The sequence below is a fragment of the Allomuricauda sp. MMSF_3307 genome, assembly GCF_030733585.1.
In the GTDB taxonomy this organism is placed as follows: domain Bacteria; phylum Bacteroidota; class Bacteroidia; order Flavobacteriales; family Flavobacteriaceae; genus Flagellimonas.
Genome location: NZ_JASHIQ010000001.1, coordinates 336742 through 361255, shown reverse-complemented (window position 1 = coordinate 361255; position 24514 = coordinate 336742). Strand labels below are relative to the sequence as shown.

Genomic DNA, 24514 nt, shown 5'->3' with positions numbered 1-24514 from the left:
TATTTGTACGTGTTCAGTTTATTCCACCCGTCGTCCTTGGGTGGTAAAGGAGAGTCCTTGCTGGCCGGAGGTGGAAATCATGACCCCTTCAAAATAAGGTTCGTTGGAGGTGGGTTTTATGGACCAATGAAAAAGAAAGTTGGCACCTGTTCCCCCCAAGCGGTCCTTTTCATCGATTACGATTTCCACGGTTTCCATGGGCCTGATAAAGATGGGTTCCTCAAAATAGCTACGGATGGGACTGCCCTCGGTATCAAAATATTCGGCCTTATTGATGTAGATGGTATCCTTTAGGTTGGTATTTCGCATACTGATGGTGCTCGTCAAATTATGCGTGCGATGTTCCGTTTCGCTGTAAATCTCTGAATACACCGATAGATAGGAAATGCCTTTCATTAGTGAATCTTGCACAGAAATCGACGCCGTTCTATTGTTCCAGTTCACGGGGTCGATGGAACTTACCTCTTGCTTTGTGTCTTCAACACAGGAAAAAATCAAAATGGGGAAAATAAGGAAGACAAGTCTTTTCATGTTAGGTTTCAATAGCTCATCTAAGATACGGATTAGTGGGAAACCTTGGGGGTGCTTTTGTCGAATGATTGAAATTACGCCTCCTGTTTCCGAAACAATAGATAGGAATACAGCACGGGTACCAATACCATTATTGCGGTTATGCATATAAAAACAATAAAGTTGGTTTTGCCATCCAGAATGAGACAGGATAGGATGATGAGCAGCCCGCCCAAGAACCAAATTTTACCGGCAAGTTTATGGGTCGCCTTCCAGACACTTTCAGATTCCAAGGTCCATGGAGTTCGGATACCGATAAAATAGTTCGCTTTTAGGGTTTTAAAGTAATTTCCTAAAATAAGGAAGAGAACTCCACAGCCTAACAAAATATAATCTGGGTCTGTCAAAGTTTGATTTTTGGCAGTATAGATGATGAACAGCGCCAAGATGGACATGAATGTGGTGATGATAAATTTTAAGGTATCATACTTACCGCCCATTTTTTGAATCTGTTTTTTTGGGTCGATATAGGGAACTGCCAAAAAAATCAGATAGATGAGCAACGAGGTCATAATTGGAATCAAGATGAGTTCGGACTTATTGCCATACCGGTCTATTTCGCCCTCAATATTGTAGTGCATAGGTACTTGGGCTGGTAGTTGGTTCCAAACATAGGCCAAGTAAACAAAGGGTAGCAGCACGATTCCGATAAGCGGTAGTTCCTTTTTAAGATTCATAATTTATTTCTTTAAGGTTAGTATCCAGTTAATCAAATCTTCCAAAATGGTGGTGTTGAGGGAGTATTCCACAAACTGCCCCCTTTTTTCGCTACTCACCAAGTCAGCTTGCTTCAGTATGTCCAAATGATGCGAAATACTCGGTTTTGAAATATCAAATCTTTCTGCAATCTCCCCGGCATTCATATCCTTTTCTTTAAGGAGTTCCACAATTTGTCTTCGAGTTTCATCATTGAGGGCTTTGAACAGTTTGTTCATTCACTTAGTTATTTAGATAAATATCTAAATAAAATTTCAATTTTCAAAGTTGGATTTAAAGGAAATGTGTTGATCTATAACTTATGCCTTATCGGTAGCCAAAAGCTTTCTTCCGAGTCTGGATGCTCTCCTTTATAAGCTTCACCCATGAGTGCAAAAAATGGTCGGCCATCCATCTCGTATGCTGAATTTGGCAGCCATTCCCCATACATATATTGGAAGGTATCCATGGCCTCGCTTGGCTTTCCTTTGTAATGAAATACCGCATACAGTCCCTCGGGTATGGTCAAGGCTTCCATGTCCTTTGGGATTTCTTCTATTTTGGAAACTGAAATAGCCGCCCATTTTTCAAATGTCTTTGTCGGGTCAAAAGCATCAAAAAAGGAAGAGTTGGGGTAGATTTCAACGGAATAGAGATTATCGTCCTTTTGGTGTTGTACTTCTTTTTTACGAGACATAAAACTGCGCCAGAGCTCAACGGTTTTGTCGTTGGCAAAGGATGTTTTGATGTTCTGGCCTATTAAATGGATCTTGGGTAAAGTTGTTATGTTTGGCGTCATGATTTTTCTGCGTTCTCTTGGAACCTAAACCTAACAATTTGTTCAATGAGGTCAAAAGGAATAGTCTGGTTCAAAGGAAACTGTACGGAACCCTTTCCTTGTTTGTATTTTGAAAGCTCTTTTTGAAATGCCTCGTGTCCCGATGGGGTTGCGTAAAAACCGATGTGGTTTTTATATCCAGCAAAGTAAACCAAAGGTTTACCATTAGTTTTGTATCCAGGCATACCATAAACTATTTGCTCCACTGCATCCGGCGCTGCCTTTTTGATGATGGTCCGTATACGCTGTAATTGCTTTTGGACCTCCATCGGAAACTGACTTATATACTGATCGATTTCGTTCACATTCAAATTTTTTCCACTTTAAAATACATAGTTCAATCGGAACCCTACAAAATAATTCCGGCCATTGCCCGGATAATAATATCGGGGTTGTGAACCACCAAATCCAACGGCATTGATCAGTACCGATTGGGCATAGTTCGTGTCAAATATATTGTTGATGCCAACATTCAATCCCAAATTCACATGGGTTGAAATCGGAGTGGCAAAGCTCATTTTGGCATGGAACACATTAAAAGAATCGCTGCTGAGGGTATTGGCATCCGTTAACGGAATGTCATCCACAAATTGATGGATGAGGTTCAGTTGCAATCCACTGGAATGCCTAAAATCGATACCAGAGCTTAAGCGGTTTTTAGGGACTCCCGTAAGCGGATTGCCCGAAAAATCATTGTCTCCATCCACAAAATCCACGAAACTATGGTCGTTAAGCGTGTAGCTCAGGTAGGGTGAAAAGGTGATGGACGGGGAAAGTTTTTCCCGGTACTGTACATCCACCTCGAAGCCTTGATGGCGTGTTTCACCAGCATTTCGGCCAATAAACTCATCTTCACCCACCCGTTGGGCCACCAGCAGATTTTTAACGTTCATTCGATAGAGGGCCACGTTGGCCGAGAGTTTGTTTCCCCATAGTTGCCAGGTACTGCCCAGTTCATAATTGGTTCCTGTTTCTTGTGCAATATCTGGGTTGATGACGCCATCAGGTGTCAAAGTTTCCTCTAAACTAGGGTTCGAAAAACCCCTACTCAGGTTGGCGTAGAGTTCCCCGTTTTTCAGTTGATAGCGGATTCCTAGATTGGGAAGTATAATGGCATCGAAATCGCGTTCGGCGGATGCATTGGCATCCCCTTGATTGAACAGGTCCCTAAAATCGTAATGTGTCTTGTTCACATTGAGGCCAAATTGCGCGGTAAGTTGTGTGGTGATGGGATAGGTTACCGTTCCAAAAAGGTTGAGCTGTCGCCTAAACTCGGTGTTGTCGCTCAATTGTTCACCTTGTAAGCTGCCATTGCCATTGTTTTCTTCGTACAAATTTTCGAAAGTACCCCAGTGGTATTCATCTTTGTACAATTCACCTCCGAAGGAGAAATCAGCCTTTCCCCATTTACAAGTAAAACGACTCCGAAGACCAAAACCATTGGTAAATTCATCCAAAATATTGAACGGTCTTGGTTCGTAATGGTCCAAGTAGGTGTAAAAAATACTGGTGGTATTCTCAAAGGTTTCGGAGAACTGGTAGGTATGGGACAAACCTGTCAAAATATAATCATTTGCCTCAAAACCTTGTGATTCCAGCCAATTGTTGGGAGCTCTTGTGGGGTCTTCTACAAAGTCCGTTTGATTGATTGAACTCGGAATTTGGGCCGTATAATCGATATAATTGACCAAAAGGGCCATGCTGCTTTTTTGTCCGGTTCGAAACTGGGTGTTCAGCAATAGACCATCACGCTCAAACCTACTGTTCTGTCTAAACCCATCCGTTTCCAAATGATTGTAGCTCAAGGAAATGTTCAATCCACTTTCGGAATGGGAAAAGGTCAAGTTGTCCTTGAGCATATTGTAGGATCCCATGGTAAAGGAATTGATAAGCTGTGTCTTGTCCTCGACGGAAGCTTTGGTGTCCAATAAAATGGCTCCGCCCAAATTGGAACCATAAGCCGTGGCTTTTGGTCCCTTGATGATCTCAACGGCGCCCAAATCCTCCACGTCGTAGGCTTCAATGGTTGAGACTCCGGTTCCATTGGTTACTGGAATACCGTTAAAATACATCCGTAGTTTGTTTGTGCCATAGGGAGTTCTGGCCCCGATGCCCCGTATGGTGATACGATTGGTATTGATGGCACCAGACAAAATGTATACTCCCGAAATCTGGTTTATGGCCGAGGGAATGTCGGTAGGATTGAACCGCTCAAAGGTCTGGGCCGAAATTTTCGACGAGGAAGTGATGCCCGTTGCCTTTTTGGGAATGGCATCTTGGGTCAAGATCACTTCTTCCAGGGCAGTAATGGAATCCTTGGGTTGATTCTGTTGTGAAAAGCTTTGGAGTACAAATAAAAGAGCAAATAAGGGAAGTCCTTTTGTTTTCAATTTCATTAAACTGATTTATCGAGTTCTTCCAACAAGGTATCCGTATCCTTGATGGTGGCAAATTCATCTTTTAAGCTGGCCAACTCGGTATGGAAGATTACATCAGCGCCATATCGGTTCCCGTCAAACCCCACTTTGTCGAAAGCTGCCGTGGCGTCAGAGACCAAGGTCACATGAAAGCCCAAGTTGGAGGCCATTCGCACCGAAGTGGAAATACAGTGCTCCATAGTGAGCCCTGCCACTACGATATCGGTGATGTTCAAAGCTTTTAAACGAAGCTCAAGGTCTGTTCCGATAAAAGCGCTATTCACTGTTTTTTCCAATACGGGCTCACTCACCAAAGGTTCTACGGCTGGATGAAAATTGTTGCTCATCTTGCTGGGGTGCAAGGGCGAACTTAGATTGGTGGAGTTATGCTTTACGTGGAAAACGGGCAATTGTTTGGATCTAAAAAAGTGTAGTAGCCTGCCACAATTTTCTTCGGCGTTTGGATGGTTTCGTTCCGTGCCATAAAAGGAGGTTTCCTGAAGACCGAGTTGGATATCTATCAAAACAAGTGAGGTCATGCTGGCCATTTTGCCATAAAATTAAGGGAAAAGATCAAGAGTTGGACTGCGATTCTATTATTCGATGCTCTGATCATTAAAATCAATTTTAAGGAGCCAGCCACAATGGCTATTTTTGAGGAAATTTGATTTTATGAAAATCGCATCATACAATGTCAACGGAATCCGTGCCGCAATGAACAAAGGATTTGTGGATTGGTTACAAACGGTTTCCCCCGATATCATCTGTCTTCAAGAGACCAAGGCCATGGAGGACCAGGTGGACACCCAACTTTTTGAGGAGGCTGGGTATCCCCATCACTACTGGTTCAGTGCCCAGAAAAAAGGGTATAGTGGTGTGGCTTTACTTTGTAAAGAGAAGCCGGACCATGTGGAATTTGGTACGGGTGTCGACTATATGGACCATGAAGGGCGAAATATCAGAGCCGACTACGGAGACCTGTCCATAATGAGCATGTATTTGCCTTCTGGGACCAATATGGACCGCTTGGATTTTAAATTGACCTACATGGCGGATTTTCAAAAATATTCCGAGGAGCTTCGAAAGGAACGTCCCAATCTTATTGTATGCGGGGATTACAATATTTGTCACGAAGCCATCGATATCCATGATCCCGTCCGAAACAAGAATGTGTCTGGATTTTTGCCCGTAGAACGCGAGTGGATCGGCAATTTTATGAAAAGTGGCTTTATTGATAGTTTCCGACATTTCAACAAGGAACCCGACAATTATACCTGGTGGAGTTACCGCGCCAATGCCAGGGCCAATAATAAAGGATGGCGTTTGGATTACGGCATGGTGGCCGAGCCTTTACAAGATCGATTAAAGCGTTCCGTTATCCTTTCCGAAGCCAAGCACAGCGATCATTGTCCCATTTTGTTGGAAGTGGAAAAATAACGTTCCCGTAAAGGCCGATATTTCTGATTCCTTACCTTTAACCGTCCTAAATAGTAAACGATGAAATATACCAGAATTCCACATACCGATATCCGCATCAGTAAAATTTGCTTAGGTACTATGACGTGGGGCCGCCAGAATAATGAAGATGATGCCCATGAGCAAATGGACTATGCCCTGGATCAAGGGGTGAACTTTTTCGATACCGCGGAATTATACCCAATCCCTTCAAAAAAGGAACTCTATGCTGTTACCGAAGAATTGATTGGAAACTGGTTCAAAAAAACGGGCAATCGGGATAAAGTGGTGCTGGCATCCAAAATTGCAGGGCCAGGGCACGCAGCACGGCATATCCGTGACTCGGGCTTCAGCAAGGAATCCATCATCAGTGCGGTGGAGGGCAGTTTAAAGCGCCTTCAAACGGATTATATCGACCTATACCAATTGCACTGGCCAGAGCGGAAGACCAATTATTTTGGACAACGCGGGTATAATGCCCATGCCGTTGATGTTTGGGATGACAATATCCATCAAGTATTGGAAACGTTGCGTGACTTAATTGCGGAAGGCAAAATCCGCCACGTTGGGATTTCCAATGAGACGCCATGGGGTACCATGCGGTATTTGGAAGAAAGCAAGGTACACCAATCCTTGCCGAGGATGAAGACCATCCAGAACCCTTATAGTTTGCTGAACCGTTTGTTCGAGGTGGGTCTTTCCGAAATTTCCATGCGCGAACAAATCGGACTTTTGGCGTATTCTCCCTTAGGTTTTGGAGTGCTAAGCGGTAAATACCTTACAGATGTTCCTCCAAGAAAGGCCAGGGTAACGTTGTTTCCAAATTATAACCGATATAGCGGGGAGACTGCCACCCAAGCTACCGAAGCTTATGCGGAATTGGCCAAAGCACACGACCTTAGCCTCGCCCAAATGGCATTGGCTTTTGTAAATACCCGGCCATTTTTAACGAGTAACATCATTGGTGCAACCAGTATGGAACAACTCAAGGAAAACATTGCCAGTATTGATGTAGACCTTTCCGATGAGGTGTTGGATGGCATTGAGGAAATCCACAACACCATTCCAAATCCCGCACCTTAAACTTATTCGAGGGCGTATGCCCGATATTCATCACCCGAGGCAGTTCCCATTTTTCCGCCCCCGCAAGAAATGACAAGGTATTGCTTGCCATCCACTTGATAGGTGATTGGAGTGGCATAACCGCCTGCAGGAAGTTTGTCTTCCCAGAGCTGCTCACCTGTTTTCATATGGAACGCACGGATTTTTTCATCCTTGGTGGCGGCAATAAAAAGCACCCCACCTTTGGTGATGGCAGGCCCGCCGTAATTTTCGAGTCCAGAAACGGGTAAGTTTGGGTCCTGTAAACTTTCCTCGTGGCCCAGAGGCACGGTCCATAGATACTCACCTGTGTTGAGGTCAATGGCATTCAAGGTTCCCCATGGCGGTTTCACAACGGGATAGCCCCTATCATCCTTAAATCGTGCGAAACTAGCGACCGAATAGGGCACATCTACATTTATTTTTTCCACCCGGTGGTCTTTTGCTTGTTCCATACCCATAAGAAACTCCGTAATGGCATCAGTTTCATCCGTGGAAAGGTTGGGCATGCCCGGCATGGCACCACGCCCTTTTTGGATGATGGTCTTTATGGAATCGGCTTCCAAACGCAACTTTATATTCTGGAGTGCTGGAATACCGGCCAAACCTTGCAGTTCCCCACCATGGCATCGGGCGCAATGGATTTGTGCCAGACTTTGTCCAACGCTGGAGCCTTCGGCACCGCCACCAACCTCTTTCATTTTAATGATCCAAGCCATTTCATTGGCATTCACGTACATCACCCCATCACGAGGGTCGAGGGCAGCCCCGCCCCATTCGGCTCCCCCATCGGCACCGGGGAATAGGATTACACCCGTGGTGTCCATGGGAATAAATTGTCCTTTGGATGTGATAGACCTGAACTTTTCAAGCACGGTGGGTGTATTTTCAGTTTTGTTCCCTGAAACCAAATCATCCACAAATGCGGTGCGGTCGGGCGCATACAAATCCTCTTCTGTCAATATCTGACGTGCAAATGGGGCTGGTTTTAGGGGTAAGGGTTGGGTTTCAAATGCCTTTTCACCGAGCAATGTGGAACCGGGATAGGCTTTTTCCTCGATGGGAAACAAAGGTTCTCCCGTGATGCGGTTGAATACAAACACATGCCCGCTTTTGGTAACCTGTGCTACGGCAGGAATGGTTTGTCCGTCCCGTTCAATATCAACTAGATTGGGTGGCGCAGGCAAATCGCGGTCCCAAATATCGTGGTGCACCATTTGAAAATGCCAAATCCGTTCGCCTGTGTTGGCATTGAGGGCCAGTAGGGAATTGGCAAAAAGGTTGGCACCTTCCCGGTCGCCCCCATACCAATCAAAAGCCGCTGAGCCCGTGGGAATATAAACAATGCCCTGTTCGGTGTCCAAGGCCATACCGGGCCAACTATTGGCACCTCCTACCTTTTTATATGCTTCCGCTGGCCAGGTGTCATAACCAAATTCCCCGGGTTGTGGAATGGTATGGAAGGTCCATAAAATTTCACCTGTGAGCACATCATAGGCACGGATATGTCCTGGTGAGGAGCCTGGACCTTCGCCCACTCGAGTACCTTGAATCAATATATTTTGAAAAACTGCGCCGGGCGTGTTCGATACCACGGATAATTTGCTGGGTTCCCTGCCCAGACCCTCCCTTAAATCAATACTGCCGTTGTTGCCAAATGAAGAAATGGGTTCGCCAGTGATTATGTCTACAGCATAAAGTTTGGGTCCCGATGAGAAAAAGATACGGCTGGGATGCTCTCCATCGGATTTCCAATAATTTAGGCCCCGATTAAGCCCCAAACCTGATTCATCTTTGGCTTTTGGCGAGAATTTCCAGATTTCCTTGCCAGTAGTTGCGTCCAAAGCAAACAGCTCTATGGCGGCGTTTACGCCATAAAGGATCTCATCAACCATTAATGGACTGGTTTGAATCTGAGTTGTTCTGCCCTCTTGAAGTCCGCCACTTTTATAGCTCCATGCCAATTTTAGTTGGGAAACATTTGCTGTGTCAATTTGATCCAGATTGGAGTAGTGTGTTCGTTCGGGGTCGCCCAAATAGTGCTCCCAGGTTGTAAAATAGGGCTTGTCCGCTTTGTTTTTGTCAAAGTTTGAGCAAGCTGTCAATAGCGTCAATAAGGCTAGGGGGAAATATCTTTTCATGTGCAGTTTGAAAGTTTATGAATTGAGTATTTATAATCAATCATGATACCGTGTCTCTTTGAGTCTTTCGGTTACGCTCAAGATGAACATAAGTCGAGAAGTGATTAAACCAAACGTTTTAAAATGAGGTCTCGACTGCGCTCGACCTGACAATTTTTCGTTTAAAGGAATCAGCCCTTAAATATAGAAATAAACCACGAAAAGGAGGGTTACCCGAAGAGATGGGAAACAACATCCTCAATCTTGTATACTTTTTGAATCTGTATACCGGATTGTTTTAAACCGATTTTATTGTTTTTGGAGACAAATATTTTGGAAAAGCCCAATTTTTCAGCTTCGAGTATGCGTTGGTCCACCCGTTGTACTGGCCTGATTTCTCCTGCAAGTCCGACTTCTGCCGCAAAGCAAACACCTTTTTCAATGGCAATGTCGGAGTTGCTGGATAGGATAGCGGCCATTACGGCCAAATCGATAGCAGGGTCATCTACGGAGATACCCCCGGTAATGTTCAAAAAAACATCTTTTGCGGCCAATTTAAAACCTGCCCTTTTTTCCAAAACGGCCAAGAGCATGTTCAAACGTTTGGCGTTGAAACCTGTGGCGGAACGTTGCGGTGTGCCGTAGACGGCTGTGCTGACCAGAGCCTGAATCTCTATCAACAAAGGGCGCATACCTTCCACAGTGGCTGCGATGGCAGTACCGCTGAGGTCTTCGTCATTTTTGGAAATCAACACTTCCGATGGATTGTTCACTTCACGTAGGCCGCTTCCCTGCATCTCGTAAATGCCGAGTTCAGCTGTGGAACCGAAGCGGTTTTTAAGGGATCGAAGGATTCGGTACACATAATTGCGGTCTCCTTCAAATTGGAGAACGGTATCCACCATATGTTCCAAAATCTTGGGTCCTGCAATGGTGCCATCCTTGGTGATGTGTCCAACCAAAATAACAGGGGTATGACTTTCCTTGGCAAACTTGATGAGTTCCGCGGTGCATTCCCTGATTTGGGAAATGCTCCCCGCAGCGGATTCGATATAATCGGTATGTAAGGTCTGGATGGAATCAATGATCACCAAATCGGGCTCTATGGTAGTGATCTGTTGAAATATATTCTGCGTTTTCGTTTCAGTGAGGATATAGCAATTCTCGCTGTTGGGCTGAATCCGGTCGGCTCGCATTTTTATCTGTCGCTGACTTTCCTCGCCCGACACATAAAGGATTTTGTAGGGCAGTTTTAGCGCAATCTGAAGCAACAGCGTACTTTTTCCGATACCTGGTTCCCCGCCCAACAAGGTCAATGAGCCTGGTACCAATCCACCGCCCAACACACGGTTGAACTCTTGGTCCAAGGTATCCAAGCGCAGTTCCTTCTCTTGGGTGATTTCGGAAACGCGAAGCGGTTTATTGGCCTGTTTGGCAACGGTGTCGGTTCGCCAACTTTTTTTGTCCTCTTTTTGGATGACTTCTTCCACAATGGTGTTCCATTCCTTGCAGGAGGAACATTGTCCGATCCATTTAGGGAATTGGGCGCCGCAATTTTGACAAAAGAATGTTGTTTTGGTCTTGGCCATTCAGAATTCAATGAGGGGCCTAAAGATATGGATTTTGATTGTTGGATTGATGGATTCTTGTAATGTCAGATTTCTGAAAAATTAATAATTGGGACCGTAGAGTTTTTTTTGAGCTTTTTTCAGTTCATGCCTTGATATGGCAAGGCAGATAAAACCTATAGTGAAGTAATAGGCAACATATTTTGTTGTAATCCATAGAATCAGATCGATTATTCCTCCCAACGTTGCCCAAATTAATAGTGTTAAGTATTTGAAGTTTCCTCCGCTAAATGAAAAGCCAAAGTTTTTGTTCATAAACTCACCAATACCGCTAACATAAATTTTATAAAGGGCTTTAGAGTTATACATTTCATTATTATTGCCGGTAATTTTGTGTTCAGTTATAACTGTGTCAAGATATTCAAGCAACAGCTTTTTATTTCTTTCAATATTTATTTGAACTAGTCTACTCTTACTTTTATATGCCTTAGCATTTCTATTGAAGATATGATAGACAAAATTATTAATTGACCTGAGGTGAAAATGTTGTTTTTGCTCAAATGATAGATTCAATTCTAAGTAAGTGAGCTTTTCCTTTATTTTATTTTCGATTTCTTCCAAAATAGACTATTCTGACAATATAAAAACGAAGATAATCAATACCCAAAGTCTTCCTTGAGCGCATCGATTTTTTGAAGGGCCAAATCCTTGGTCAAAAAGTCGATTTCTTCCATTTGGAAGGCTTTTTCAAAGGTCTTGAATGCTTTTTTGGGCTCTCCGATAAACTCGTAGTGTTCTGCTTCAAAATAAAAGCCCATCATGGTTTCGGGGAATTCCTTTTTGCAAAGCTCTGCCAGCGGTTTTAAGGATTCATAATCCTCCTTTTTAAGGCAGGCCGCATAAATGGCCATAATATCATTGAGTTCCACCGGTTTTTCAAAACCAAAGAGGTCCTTAATAGTGCCATATCGTGTTTCCAGATAGTTGAAAACAGGCTCTTCAGAGGTCAGAATATCGGATTTGTATTCCGCTGGTGTAATGGGTCGGTATATCCGGAAAACATTATCGAAAGCTTTGCTTATGCCATAGGCGGCAATGGAGGTGTGATCGGCATTTTCATATTCATCAAAAAAGTAATGCAGGGATTCTTTGGTGATGGATTTGATGCTGGCATTCATTTGAAGTACGCGCTGGCGATCATCTGTCGGGGCTTTTTCCACGATCAGATTGTAAAAAATGGTCTGGTCGAGCTCTGAGAGACGTGCAGGCACCCTACTTTCCATTTCAGTGGCCAAAACAGGCGAAATGCTAATGTACGAATTGAACAATGATCTATCCTTGAACAAATAGTAGTTGCCAAAATTAGCGGTGATATCGTACCCAACAAACATTTTGAATGGAGCCACATTGTAACTGGTCTCTAGGTATGGAATGATTTCAGTGCCCAAAAACTCAAAGAACAGCTTTCCTTTTTCGGATGGTAGGCCCGAAACCTCTTCGAAGGCGCAATCTTCCCAGCGAATGTCATTCTCCAATTGATCCACGCCTACCACAATAGCTTGGGGCATACGATCAAAGCTGCTTTGGAATTTTACGTTGGCCACGACAAGGTCGAACAAATGTTCGGCGTCGAGTACCACGATGAGTGGATACGATTTTTCTTCGTCGTAATCTTCTGGAAAGTAGTAGGAAACATCGCGTCGTTCCTGTAGTTTAAAGGATTCGAATATTTCCTTTTTTACTTGTGCGCCTAGGTTCAAGCAGGTGAAGCCTATCAGTAGCAATAGACATTTTTTCATTGGTTAAGTTTTGGGCGGTCGGGGCTTACCGATTTCTATTCAATAACGGTAATACGATGAAGGATATTGTACCGAAAAGGACGACCATCATGGTTTGTGCAATCCACATGATCCAACCGAAAGCATCACCAGAAACAGAGCTGATGCCATAGATGCCCAATGCGGCACTTACGGCTATGGGGTAAAGGCCAATTCCACCGTTGGTGGTCGACATGGCGAAGGCCCCTGCGACAAAGGCCACCAATAGTTCGCCCATGGAGAGTGGAACGGTTTCTTCAACCGTGTATTTTATCACCCAGAACATACCAAAATAGGCGGTCCAGATAAAAACCGTATGAAGGATGAACGGCCATTTGTTTTTCATTCTGAAGAGGCTGAGCACCCCATCTTGAAGTCCGCCCAAGAAGCCTTTCAACTTTAACGCCAATGGCGATTTTGATTTTCGGATGATGTACGACCCCAGAAAAAGACCGACTATCCCAACAAATAAAATTCCAATGGCCCCGATGAGGTTTACTCCTCGTTGCTCCAGAAATCCTAGAATAAAGTCCGTTTGAAGTACGAGGGTAACCAAAATGATGATCAAAAGCATCAAGAGGTCTATGACCCTTTCCGTGACAATGGTTCCGAAGCCTTTTTCAAAAGGGACCTTTTCGTAGGTGGTGAGTGCGGTGGCCCTTAATATTTCGCCCGAGCGGGGTATACCCAAGTTGGCAAAATAGGAAATCAATACGATGAAGATGGTGTTGATGGTCTTTGGCCGATATCCCATAGGTTCCAAAAGATATTTCCAACGGACCGCTCTGGAAATGTGGCTCAAAATCCCGATGATCACGGAAATACCCACCCAAAATGGGCTGGCATTGGAAATATAGTGGAGGATTTGTTCCCGTTCTTCAGGTGTGGTGGAGTTGTAGGAGTACCAAACCAAGAAGAGCCCAAAAGCGATGGGTACAAAAAGTTTAAGGAATTTTTTTAGGGATTTGCCCAAAATCTATTGGAGTAGATTGGTTTCCTCGTTGGGGAATACCAATGCAGGATTAAATGTCTTTGCCTTTTCGATATCCATCCAGGCATAGGTGATCAAGATCAAAACGTCGCCTACGGCCACTTTTCGGGCAGCGGCACCGTTCAGGGTGAGTTCGCCAGAACCTCTGGGGCCTGGTATGGCGTAAGTTTCCAATCGCTCACCATTGTTGTTGTTCACGATCTGCACTTTTTCTCCCCTAATAATATTGGCGGCATCCATCAGATTTTCGTCTATGGTGATGCTTCCGATATAGTTAAGGTCGGCTCCGGTTACTTTTACTCGGTGAATTTTGGACTTTACGACTTCTACTTGCATGGTGCAAAATTATCAATTCAATCTTAGATTATCAATTAAGCGAACACCGTCGGCATAAACGGCAATGAACGCCCTATATTTTTGGTTGTCTTGAATTTTTAATGCCGGTGTTAAGGTATGCTCGTCGGCAATTTCAAAATATTCAAGCTCAAACAGTGGGTTTCCTTGAAATTCCGAGGTTACCCAATCCTTTATATCCAGTGCACTTTCCGTGCCAAATTTTGTTTTGGCAGTTTGCAGCGTGTTATGGATAAAGCCAGCCTGTTCCCTAGTCGTTTTTGACAGTCTTTCATTACGTGAACTCATGGCCAGGCCATGGGGTTCCCTTTCAATGGGACACCCTATTATGGTATACGGCAAATGCTTGATTTCGGCCATTTTCCGAATGATCTGCAATTGCTGAAAATCCTTTTCGCCAAAGTAGGCCCTGTCCGGGGCCACGGTTCGGAGCAAAAGTTCCACAATGGTGCCAACGCCATCAAAATGCCCGGACCGGAATTCTCCTTCCATTACCTTGTCCAGACCTTCAAATTCATAGGATTCGGATGCGACTTTACCTTCATAGATTTCATCCACAGTAGGTGCGAACACGACAATCTTATCGGATACTTGTCTTAATAAATCGATATCCTTTTCAAAAGTGCGGGGATATTTTTCAAGGTCATCCTTTTTGTCGAACTGTGTGGGATTCACAAATATGCTTACCACGACCAGGTCATTTTCGGAGAGGGCTTTTTTTACCAAAGAGATATGACCGCTGTGCAACGCTCCCATGGTGGGCACAAGACCAATGGTACAGTCTTTTTTCCGCTGTTGCAGCGTAAAGGTGTTGAGGTCTTTTTTTCGGTCGAATATCTTCATATACAGGTACAAAAGGGTGCAAAAATACTATAAATACTATGAATCAGCATAATTTTTGTACTTTTGCAGCTATGTTTTTCGGATAAACAAAAGAAAGTGTTTATGAATGGTAAAAAGGTATTGTTTGTATCTTCTGAATTAGTTCCCTACCTCCCAGAGAATCCTGTTTCCTTAATGTCGTACGAAGCGCCAAGAATGGTGAACAGCAACGGTGGGCAAATACGCATATTTATGCCAAGGTATGGAAACATTAACGAAAGAAGGCATCAATTACACGAGGTCATCCGTTTATCGGGGATGAATTTGGTCATCAACGACATGGATATGCCCTTAATCATCAAGGTAGCCTCCATACCCAAAGAACGAATCCAAGTTTACTTTATAGACAACGACGAATACTTTAAAAGAAAAGCAACATTTGCGGATTCTAGCGGAAAACTGTTCCCGGATAATGATGAGAGAGCCATTTTCTTTGCCAAAGGAGTGGTGGAAACCGTGAAAAAACTGAATTGGTCACCGGATATTATCCATGTACACGGTTGGATGGCATCCATGGTGCCACTTTATTTGAGAAAGTATTATGCAGATGAGCCCCTGTTCTCCGAAAGTAGGATAGTGACATCTGTTTATGGAAAGGATTTTGAAGGTGAACTGGACAGCCAAATGATCGATAAAATCGCCTTTGATGGCATAGCCAAAGAGGATATTGCCGTCCTGTCCAAGCCTGAGTATAATAATTTGTTAAAGGTTGCCGTAGATCATTCCGATGCCGTTATTTTAGCCGCGGAGGATTTGTCCGACGACCTAAAAAGTCATATCGATAATCTTTCCGTTCCGGTACTTCCCTATGTTTCGCTTCAAGAAGCAGAGGAGGCGTACACAAATTTCTATAACACAGAGGTTTTAAAATAGATTGAATGAGATTTTCCCATATTTTCAAAGTTTCAGCACTGGTTGGAACTTTGTTTTTACTACTTGTCTCTTGTGAAGAGGAGTTGGATACCATAGGAGAAGGTGTTATTGGTGGAGAGCCCTTTAGTACTGGTAAAGTGGAGTACGATGTGTTTGCCTTCAACAAGGGGATCACCGCTGTACAGACCAATAAATTGCCGCTGTACCAATTGGGAACTTTTAACGACCCCATTTATGGCAAGCGAAATGCCAGTATCATTTCACAACTTACCCTGCCTACTCCCTCGCCTAGTTTTGGAGATATTTCCCAAGCTAGTGAGGATGGCCCGGACAACGATCAGGAAAACGAAACCGTAAGCGAAGTTTATTTGTATATTCCTTTCCAGCGATCCCCCTCTGGTGATAGGGATGGCGATGGGGTGCCCGATGTATTTGAGCCCGGCGATGCGGCCACCGATCCCAACTCGGATTTGGATGGTGATGGCGTAACCGACAACCAAGAAAGAGCCATTGGTTCCAATCCATTTGATCCAGATGAGGATGGAACAGGCGAAGGGTTTGTAGCCAATACATATCCACAAAGGTTTGATTTGGACAGTATTTATGGAAATCGGGAACAGTCCTTTAATTTAGTGGTGTCCAAATCCAACTATTTTTTGAGGGACTTAGATCCCAATTCTAACTTTCAAGAAGCTCAAGAGTACTACTCCAACCAAGATTTTTCTAGTTTTATTGGTGAAGAATTATTTAATGGTGAGGTTACCATCAGTGACGAAGAACTGCTATTTAGGGACAATGAGGACGACCCTGACACTCCGGATATCGATGAATCCCAAGAAATAACCAATAGGTTGAACCCTGGAATCCGAGTGCCGCTGAATCCAGATTTCTTTCAGCAGAATATTTTGGACAAGGAAGGTCAACCAGAGTTATTGACGCAGTCCAATTTCAGGAACTTTTTGCGAGGCATCCACTTAACGGGTACCGATATGGAAGAACTCATGTTCCTTTTGGACCTAACCCAGGCCAATATCACCATTAGTTATACCTACGATGATTTTGATCCAGAGACAGAGCAAACGGTCACATCGGAAAGAGATTACGTTATCAATCTTTTGTCCGGGACACAAGCTGGAGGAATCAACGGAAATGCGGTAAATGTTTTTGAGGACGAAATGTTGCCTCCCGACGTAGCGGGTGCCCTCGACAGCGACGAAAATGCGTCAAGGATATATGTTAAGGGCGGTGCCACCTTGGCAGAGATACGTCTCTTTGATGAATTGGAGAATGGAGGGTCTGCCATCATCAATGAAATCAAACAGAACAATTGGGTCATCAACGAGGCCAATTTGGTGTTTTATGTGGACCGTGAAACTGTGGGTCCTACCGTAGTGGAGCCACCACGAATTTATTTGTTCAATGCAGAAACCAATCGTCCGCTTTTCGATGCACTTAACGAAGATCCGGCGATCAATACAGGTCCTAATCCATTGCGATACTTTCTTAACCATGGAGGTTTGTTGGAAAAGGAAAACGATAGGGGCGTAAAATATACCGTGCGTATTACGGAGCACATTAACAACATCATTGTACGGGATTCCGCCAATGCCAGATTGGGGCTGACCGCTACGCCCAACATCAACTTAGTTGGACTTCAAGAAGCTGTGGGCAGCGATATGCAAGGGGTGGATTATCCCATCGCCGCATCCATGAGCCCATTGGGTACGGTCCTTTACGGAAGCAATCTAGCTCCAAGTGAGGAGGACATGAAGTTGAAATTGGAAATCTTTTACACAGAAGCAAATTAGAGGTTAGCTTTATCGTGGTTTTTGGACTTTTGTCGTTTTAACGAACCAGAACCAATAATTTTAACGTATACCTATTAATTTTGATGACCAACCCCCAAATGGTTAACAACAAAAAACAATCTTATGTGTGGAATAGTAGGGTACATCGGTCATAGGGAAGCCTACCCGATAATCATAAAAGGTCTGCAAAGACTGGAGTACAGAGGATACGACAGTGCAGGCATCTCTCTTTTTGATGGCAATACCATTCACTTGGCCAAAACCAAGGGCAAAGTAGAAGATTTAAAAAATAAGGCCGAATCGACCATTCCTACCGAGGGAAAATTGGGATTGGGCCACACGCGATGGGCCACGCACGGTGTTCCCAATGATGTGAACTCCCATCCGCATTATTCCAATTCAGGAGACTTGGTAATCATCCACAATGGCATCATCGAAAACTATGAGTCCATCAAACAGGCCTTAACAAAAAGAGGCTATACTTTTGAGTCGGATACTGATACCGAAGTACTGGTCAATCTCATCGAGGAAGTCAAGAAAAAGGAAGGGGTAAAACTCGGAAAGGCGGTGCAGATTGCACTGAACCAAGTGGTAGGTGCTTACGCCATCGCTGTTTTTGACAAGAACAAGCCCGATGAAATAGTAGTGGCCAAACTAGGTAGTCCACTTGCCATTGGAATTGGTGAGAACGAGTACTTTATCGCTTCCGATGCATCCCCTTTCATAGAGTTTACCAATAACGCCGTTTATCTGGAAGATGAGGAAATGGCGATTGTTCGGATAGGAAAGGAAATCAAGCTGCGCAAAATCAAGGACGATGCCATTGCGTATCCCAATATTCTAGAACTACAGCTAAATCTGGAAGAAATAGAAAAAGGGGGGTATGACCATTTCATGCTGAAGGAAATCTACGAGCAGCCCAAAGCGATTTTGGATACCTATCGAGGCCGTTTGTTGGCCGATAAGGGAATCGTTAAAATGTCGGGAATCGACCAAAATCTTGAAAAGTTTTTAAACGCCAACAGAATTATAATTGTGGCCTGTGGAACTTCATGGCATGCGGGTCTGGTGGCCGAGTATATTTTTGAGGATTTGGCGAGGATACCCGTAGAGGTGGAATACGCTTCGGAGTTCAGGTACCGAAATCCGGTAATTACGGAAAAAGATGTTTTGATTGCCATCTCCCAATCCGGTGAAACCGCCGATACCTTGGCGGCCATTAAATTGGCCAAAGAAAAAGGGGCCTTTGTGTTTGGGGTATGTAACGTGGTGGGTTCTTCCATTGCTAGGGAAACCCATGCCGGTGCCTATACACATGCGGGTCCGGAAATCGGGGTGGCATCCACCAAGGCATTTACCACACAAATTACAGTGCTTACCTTGATTGCCCTCAAATTGGCGCAAGAAAAAGGAACACTTTCGCAAAGCAAGTTTCATGAGTATCTAGCAGAACTGGAAGCGGTGCCAACCAAAGTGGAAAAAGCGCTGTTGTCCAACCCATTGGTGGAAGAAATATCCGAGACATACAAAGATTCCACGAACTGTTTGTACTTGGGAAGAGGCTATAATTTTCCAGTGGCATTGGAAGGTGCCTTAAAGTTGAAGGAAATCAGTTACATCCATGCCGAGGGATACCCGGCCGCCGAAATGAAACATGGTCCCATCGCTTTGATCGACGAACAGATGCCCGTTGTGGTGATTGCCACCCGAAAAGGACATTATGAAAAGGTGGTGAGCAACATCCAAGAAATAAAATCCCGAAAGGGACGCATCATTGCCATCGTTACCGAAGGGGACGAAACGGTAAAGCAACTTGCCGACCATGTGATAGAAGTACCGGATACCTCAGAAAGTTTATCACCATTGTTGACGACCATACCGTTGCAACTATTGTCCTACCACATCGCCGTAATGCGAGGCTGCAATGTGGACCAGCCAAGGAATTTGGCGAAGTCCGTGACAGTGGAATAATCCAATATCAACTTAAAACAAAACCAAAAGGCGCTTTAAAAGCGCCTTTTTTGTTGATTGCTTAGATTTGCGGAAGAATTTTTGCCGATAAAGTATTATGCATGCATAATTTTTTTCAAATTTGTATTATTGAAATAAAAAAAAATGTATCTTCCCGTTTGATACTTAACATGCACAAAAACTAAATTAACTCTAATCCATAGCAAATGAAAAGACTTATGTTTGTTTCCCTAATGCTACTGGGTTTGGCAACCACCTATGGCCAAACCACTGTAAGGGGAACGGTAGTTGATGAAAACAATGCCCCCATTCCTGGGGCCAACGTGGTCTTGGTTGGAAAAGCGGAAGGAACCACTACGGACTTTGATGGGAATTTTACCTTTAATACAAGTGAAGTGCCCCCATTTAAACTTCAATTTTCCAGTATTGGTTTCTCGGATTTCACAGCGAATGTCACTTCAAACAACCAAACACTCAATATCACACTTTCCGAAGCAAACACCATGCTGGATGAAATTGTGATATCCGCTTCGAGGACGCCCGAACGTATTTTTGAATCACCCGTATCCGTAGAAAGATTCGGACTCAAGGAAATCAAGAATACTACCGCCGAATCGTTTTATGGTGGACTTCAAAACTTAAAAGGGGTTGATATCAACACCAACAGTTTAACCTTTCAGTCCATAAACACCAGAGGTTTTGCCACCTTTGCAAACAACCGATTTTTGCAATTGGTCGATGGAATGGATAACACCGCTCCAGGTCTGAACTTCGTTTTGGGTAACCTGGTGGGGATGTCCGAATTGGATGTACAAAGTGTGGAAATCCTTCCGGGAGCTTCTTCCGCATTGTACGGTGCAGGTGCCTTTAACGGTATCTTGTTCATGACCAGTAAAAGTCCTTTTGACTTTCAAGGAATCAGTGCTTACGCCAAGGGCGGGGTAACTACCCAAGACGCCGCAGGAAGCAATTTTTACAAGGATTTTGGTATTCGAGCTGCCCATGCTTTTAGCGATAAATTGGCAGTAAAGGCCAACCTTTCTGTATTGACCGGTGAAGATTGGCACGCCAACAGTCGTGTGGACTTGAACAACCCAGGCGCCGATCGTTCCAATCCAGCGTATGATGGATTGAACGTATATGGTGATGAGGTATCCACAGTTCTGAATTTTGACGCTGCTGCAGGATTTCCTTCCGGAACCGTTGGGTCGGCCCTAATTTCCAGAACAGGATATGATGAAGCCGATTTGGCGAACTATAATGCGGAAAGTGTGAAGACGGATTTCGCGGTGCACTACCGTCCGTTTGCCAATGATTTGGAAATCATCTTGAATAGTAGAATTGGTCGTGGTACCACTATCTATCAAGGTGCCAACCGTTACGCAGTGGCCGGATTTACCATGCAGCAACATAAATTGGAAATCAAAAATGATAACTTCTTTATTAGGGGTTATATCGTTTCCGAAAATTCTGGAGATGCTTACGATACCCGTTTTGCGGCGATTAACGTAAATAGGGCCTGGAAGTCGGATACCCAATGGTTTACCGATTATGCCAGAGCTTACATCCCAACTTACCTAGGTGGAATTCAGGGAGCGGGCCTTAGCCCAGATGAGGCATCTGCCCAAGCACATATTGCAGGACGACAAGCTGCCGACCAAGGTAGATTGATTCCGGGAACACCAGCTTTTGAGAGTACATTCAATAGAGTGATCAATGATGGCGACTTGACTACCGGAGCTAAATTTATCGATAGGACCAAATTCCGTCACGTGAACGGAAATTACAATCTGGCACATCTCATTGATGATTGGGCCGATGTTCAAATTGGCGGATCATTTAGAGAGTATGTGTTGAATTCCAATGGTACCATTTTTACCGATATAGATGGACCAATTTCTTATAACGAGTACGGTGCTTATCTTCAGGTGCAAAAGAAATTTTTGGACGACCGTCTGAAGTTTACAGGTTCTGCCCGTTACGATAAAAACGAGTTTTTTGATGGATTTCTGTCACCGAGAGTATCGTTGGCCTATACCTTGGGAGAGGAGCGCAACCATAATATTAGGGTTTCCGTACAGCAAGGTTTCCGGAACCCTACCACACAGGATTTATTCATTGGGTTGAATGCCGGTCGTGCCATTTTGGTAGGTTCTGCGCCGGATAACTTGGATAGGGATGTTCGTACTTTCGACGTTAGTGAAAGCGGACAGGCTTTAATTGGACAGTCTACCGTGGAAATCGTGGGACGTGAAGCATATGAAAACGCTTACTCCACCAGTTCCTTGCAAGCTGGTGCACCTGAAGCGGTAAATACACCTTTGGTTCAACCAGAGGAAATTACAGCCTACGAGTTAGGATATAGAGCCCAAGTAGGTAAGTTTACCATTGATATGAGCGGTTATTACAACAGCTACAGTAATTTCTTGGCCAATACCACCACAGCGGTACCCTTTTATGGTGAAGCAGGGGATGGAGGTCTATCTCTCTTGGCTTTACAGAACGGGGATTTTCAGGTTTACCAAACTTATACCAACTCCGAAGCGGACGTTAATTCCTACGGAGCAACCGTTGGTGTAGATACCAAACTTGGCAATTTTGATTTGGGCGTCAACTACACCTTTGCCGAATTGGACATTGATGAAGGACGGTTCCCAGACTTGAGAACTAACTTCAACACGCCAAGACATAAGGTCAAAGCATCTTTCGGAAACACGGCCCTATTCAAGAATTTCGGGTTTAACGTGAATTATCGTTGGAGTGATACCTATTTCTGGGAAGCCTCTTTTGCAGATGGTACTGTCCCAGCATTCACTGTATTGGATGCACAGATCAACTATGCTGTACCTAGCATCAAGTCTATCTTTAAGCTGGGCGGGTCCAATATTTTGGGAGACGAATATTTTACGGCCGTAGGTACCGGTTTTATCGGTTCCATTTACTATTTGTCATGGACCATAAACCCTTAAACTACAGTTGAAAAGATTGAAAAACGGCGTTGGGTTTTCCAACGCCGTTTTTATTTAAAAAAAAGCTGAAATCGGTTTCTGAATAAAAATGTAAAAGCATATCTTTGCAGCCGAAAAATCAGCGGATATTTTCCGCGTATTCAATTAAAAATAAACATACTAATGTCTAAAGTAACAGGTAAGGTTGCCCAAATTATAGGCCCGGTCATTGATGTTGAGTTTGAATCAGGGGTAGAGATCCCAAGAATTTATGACTCCCTTGAAATTGCAAAAGCTGATGGCTCAAGATTGGTTTTGGAAGTACAATCACACATTGGTGAGAATACCGTAAGAACCATTTCCATGGACTCAACCGACGGATTGAGTAGGGGTGTTGAGGTCGTAGCTACCGGAAACCCAATTCAAATGCCGATTGGCGAAGAGGTGTACGGACGTCTATTCAACGTAATCGGTGATGCAATCGATGGTTTGGAGGAACTGCCTAAAACTGGAGACAACGGACTACCCATTCACAGGGAAGCTCCAAAATTTGAAGATCTTTCCACTTCAACCGAAGTACTTTTTACGGGTATCAAAGTAATCGACCTTATCGAGCCTTACGCAAAAGGTGGTAAAATTGGATTGTTCGGTGGTGCCGGGGTAGGTAAAACGGTATTGATTCAGGAGTTGATCAACAACATTGCAAAAGGTCACGGTGGTTTGTCCGTGTTCGCCGGTGTTGGGGAACGAACCCGTGAAGGAAATGACTTGCTTCGTGAGATGTTGGAGTCCGGTATTATCAAATACGGTGACGATTTCTTGCACTCCATGGAAGAAGGAGGATGGGACTTGTCCAAAGTAGATAAAGCTGCCATGAAACAATCCAAGGCGACCTTCGTGTTCGGTCAGATGAACGAGCCACCAGGAGCACGTGCCCGTGTGGCATTGTCTGGATTGACCATTGCAGAGTACTTCCGTGATGGATCAGGCGAAGGACAAGGAAAAGACGTTCTTTTCTTCGTAGATAACATTTTCCGTTTCACCCAAGCAGGTTCTGAGGTATCCGCACTTTTAGGTCGTATGCCATCTGCGGTAGGTTACCAACCCACATTGGCAACAGAGATGGGTGCCATGCAGGAAAGGATTACATCCACCAAAAGAGGTTCCATTACATCTGTACAGGCGGTTTACGTTCCTGCGGATGACTTGACGGATCCTGCGCCAGCGACCACGTTTGCTCACTTGGATGCAACAACCGTACTATCCCGTAAAATTGCCGAGTTGGGTATTTATCCCGCTGTGGATCCTTTGGATTCAACTTCTAGGATTTTGACCCCTGAGATTTTGGGTAAAGAACATTACGATTGCGCACAGCGTGTAAAAGAGTTGTTGCAACGATATAAAGAGCTTCAGGATATTATTGCCATCTTGGGTATGGAAGAACTTTCTGAAGAAGATAAATTGGCCGTAGGTAGAGCTAGACGTGTACAACGTTTCTTGTCTCAGCCTTTCCACGTAGCAGAGCAGTTTACAGGTATTCCTGGGGTATTGGTTGATATTAAGGAGACCATTAAAGGGTTTAACATGATTATGGACGGTGAACTAGATCACCTTCCAGAATCTGCCTTCAACCTTAAAGGAACCATCGAGGAAGCCATCGAAGCTGGAGAGAAAATGCTTGCCGAGGCATAGCCGAAGTGAGTGCTGAGCGAAGTCGAAGCGGCATTAATTACAATAGATTCCCGTTTGCACGGGAATGACAAAAGAAAATATGTATTTAGAAATAGTATCACCCGAAGCCACTTTATTCTCAGGAGAAGTAACTTCAGTTACCGTTCCGGGAGTAAACGGTGAGTTCCAGATGTTGGAGAATCACGCTCCAGTTGTATCCCTATTGCAAGCTGGAAACGTTAAGGTAAAAGGTAACATCACCATTGATGAAGCTTTTGCCAATAAATTTTCCAAAGGAAGCAATGGAGAGACTGTTCTGGCTATCAGCAGTGGAACCGTAGAGATGAAGGACAATAAAGTCATCGTCCTAGCCGATTAGAATAAATGAATTCATTCATAGAAAAGCCGCTCCATTGGAGCGGCTTTTTTGTTTT

General features: G+C 44.2%; 22 protein-coding genes. 8 read left to right on the top strand and 14 right to left on the bottom strand.

The annotated features are described in order from the left end of the window. Positions 1-18: 18 nt before the first annotated feature. The 7 genes from RBB12_RS01540 to RBB12_RS01510 form a co-directional block, all read right to left on the bottom strand. Positions 19-531: a DUF3124 domain-containing protein gene (locus RBB12_RS01540; RefSeq protein ID WP_306012516.1), complete on the bottom strand. Its 513-nt coding sequence runs from the start codon at positions 529-531 to the stop codon at positions 19-21. Between the two features lie 74 nt (positions 532-605). Beyond that, positions 606-1247 (bottom strand): SdpI family protein, encoded by a 642-nt coding sequence (locus RBB12_RS01535; RefSeq protein ID WP_306012515.1) that lies wholly within the window; start codon positions 1245-1247, stop codon positions 606-608. 3 nt (positions 1248-1250) lie between these two features. Beyond that, complete coding sequence (locus RBB12_RS01530; protein ID WP_179383042.1) at positions 1251-1505, bottom strand: autorepressor SdpR family transcription factor; 255 nt, start codon at positions 1503-1505, stop codon at positions 1251-1253. Positions 1506-1579: 74 nt separating this feature from the next. Beyond that, on the bottom strand, positions 1580-2065 hold the full coding sequence (locus tag RBB12_RS01525) for a GyrI-like domain-containing protein (protein ID WP_306012514.1): 486 nt from the start codon (positions 2063-2065) through the stop codon (positions 1580-1582). Beyond that, entirely contained in the window at positions 2062-2409 is a 348-nt protein-coding gene (locus RBB12_RS01520) for an iron chaperone (protein WP_306012513.1), read from the bottom strand. The genes RBB12_RS01525 and RBB12_RS01520 overlap by 4 nt, the downstream gene beginning before the upstream one ends. Positions 2410-2427: 18 nt before the next feature. Next, positions 2428-4500 (bottom strand): TonB-dependent receptor family protein, encoded by a 2073-nt coding sequence (locus RBB12_RS01515; protein WP_306012512.1) that lies wholly within the window; start codon positions 4498-4500, stop codon positions 2428-2430. After that, entirely contained in the window at positions 4500-5060 is a 561-nt protein-coding gene (locus RBB12_RS01510; RefSeq protein ID WP_306012511.1) for a cysteine hydrolase family protein, read from the bottom strand. The genes RBB12_RS01515 and RBB12_RS01510 overlap by 1 nt, the downstream gene beginning before the upstream one ends. Positions 5061-5193: 133 nt before the next feature. Here RBB12_RS01510 and RBB12_RS01505 point away from each other — a divergent pair, with 133 nt between their 5' ends. Both RBB12_RS01505 and RBB12_RS01500 read left to right on the top strand, forming a co-directional pair. Beyond that, on the top strand, positions 5194-5958 hold the full coding sequence (locus RBB12_RS01505; protein ID WP_306012510.1) for an exodeoxyribonuclease III: 765 nt from the start codon (positions 5194-5196) through the stop codon (positions 5956-5958). Between the two features lie 60 nt (positions 5959-6018). Next, entirely contained in the window at positions 6019-7059 is a 1041-nt protein-coding gene (locus RBB12_RS01500; protein WP_179383037.1) for an NADP(H)-dependent aldo-keto reductase, read from the top strand. Positions 7060-7061: 2 nt separating this feature from the next. Here RBB12_RS01500 and RBB12_RS01495 read toward each other — a convergent pair whose 3' ends face one another. The 7 genes from RBB12_RS01495 to panC form a co-directional block, all read right to left on the bottom strand. Beyond that, entirely contained in the window at positions 7062-9218 is a 2157-nt protein-coding gene (locus RBB12_RS01495; protein WP_306012509.1) for a PQQ-binding-like beta-propeller repeat protein, read from the bottom strand. A 209-nt stretch (positions 9219-9427) separates the two neighbouring features. Beyond that, positions 9428-10786 carry a DNA repair protein RadA gene (gene radA / locus RBB12_RS01490; RefSeq protein ID WP_306012508.1) on the bottom strand — a complete coding sequence of 453 codons (1359 nt, stop codon included), beginning with the start codon at positions 10784-10786 and terminating at the stop codon, positions 9428-9430. A gap of 81 nt (positions 10787-10867) precedes the next feature. Beyond that, positions 10868-11386 (bottom strand): hypothetical protein, encoded by a 519-nt coding sequence (locus RBB12_RS01485; protein WP_306012507.1) that lies wholly within the window; start codon positions 11384-11386, stop codon positions 10868-10870. Positions 11387-11421: 35 nt separating this feature from the next. Then, the gene (locus RBB12_RS01480; RefSeq protein WP_306012506.1) at positions 11422-12564 is read right to left on the bottom strand and encodes an alpha/beta hydrolase; all 1143 of its coding nucleotides are present in this window, start codon (positions 12562-12564) and stop codon (positions 11422-11424) included. Positions 12565-12589: 25 nt separating this feature from the next. Beyond that, positions 12590-13555: a lysylphosphatidylglycerol synthase transmembrane domain-containing protein gene (locus RBB12_RS01475; protein WP_306012505.1), complete on the bottom strand. Its 966-nt coding sequence runs from the start codon at positions 13553-13555 to the stop codon at positions 12590-12592. 3 nt (positions 13556-13558) lie between these two features. After that, a complete protein-coding gene (gene panD / locus RBB12_RS01470; protein ID WP_179383032.1) occupies positions 13559-13909 on the bottom strand; it encodes an aspartate 1-decarboxylase in 351 nt (116 codons plus the stop codon). Between the two features lie 12 nt (positions 13910-13921). Beyond that, positions 13922-14770, bottom strand: a complete 849-nt coding sequence (panC, locus tag RBB12_RS01465; protein WP_306012504.1) for a pantoate--beta-alanine ligase — start codon at positions 14768-14770, stop codon at positions 13922-13924. Positions 14771-14872: 102 nt separating this feature from the next. Here panC and RBB12_RS01460 point away from each other — a divergent pair, with 102 nt between their 5' ends. From RBB12_RS01460 to RBB12_RS01435, 6 genes are all read left to right on the top strand, one after another. Beyond that, positions 14873-15682, top strand: a complete 810-nt coding sequence (locus RBB12_RS01460) for a glycogen/starch synthase (protein WP_306012503.1) — start codon at positions 14873-14875, stop codon at positions 15680-15682. A 5-nt stretch (positions 15683-15687) separates the two neighbouring features. After that, positions 15688-17490, top strand: coding sequence for a DUF4270 domain-containing protein (locus RBB12_RS01455; protein ID WP_306012502.1), 1803 nt, complete (start codon positions 15688-15690; stop codon positions 17488-17490). 123 nt (positions 17491-17613) lie between these two features. Beyond that, positions 17614-19461, top strand: a complete 1848-nt coding sequence (gene glmS / locus RBB12_RS01450; RefSeq protein WP_179383028.1) for a glutamine--fructose-6-phosphate transaminase (isomerizing) — start codon at positions 17614-17616, stop codon at positions 19459-19461. Between the two features lie 206 nt (positions 19462-19667). Then, a complete protein-coding gene (locus tag RBB12_RS01445) occupies positions 19668-22430 on the top strand; it encodes a TonB-dependent receptor domain-containing protein (protein WP_306012501.1) in 2763 nt (920 codons plus the stop codon). Positions 22431-22592: 162 nt separating this feature from the next. Beyond that, a complete protein-coding gene (gene atpD, locus RBB12_RS01440; RefSeq protein ID WP_179383026.1) occupies positions 22593-24101 on the top strand; it encodes a F0F1 ATP synthase subunit beta in 1509 nt (502 codons plus the stop codon). A 79-nt stretch (positions 24102-24180) separates the two neighbouring features. Continuing rightward, positions 24181-24459, top strand: coding sequence for a F0F1 ATP synthase subunit epsilon (locus RBB12_RS01435; RefSeq protein WP_306012500.1), 279 nt, complete (start codon positions 24181-24183; stop codon positions 24457-24459). Positions 24460-24514: the final 55 nt, after the last annotated feature.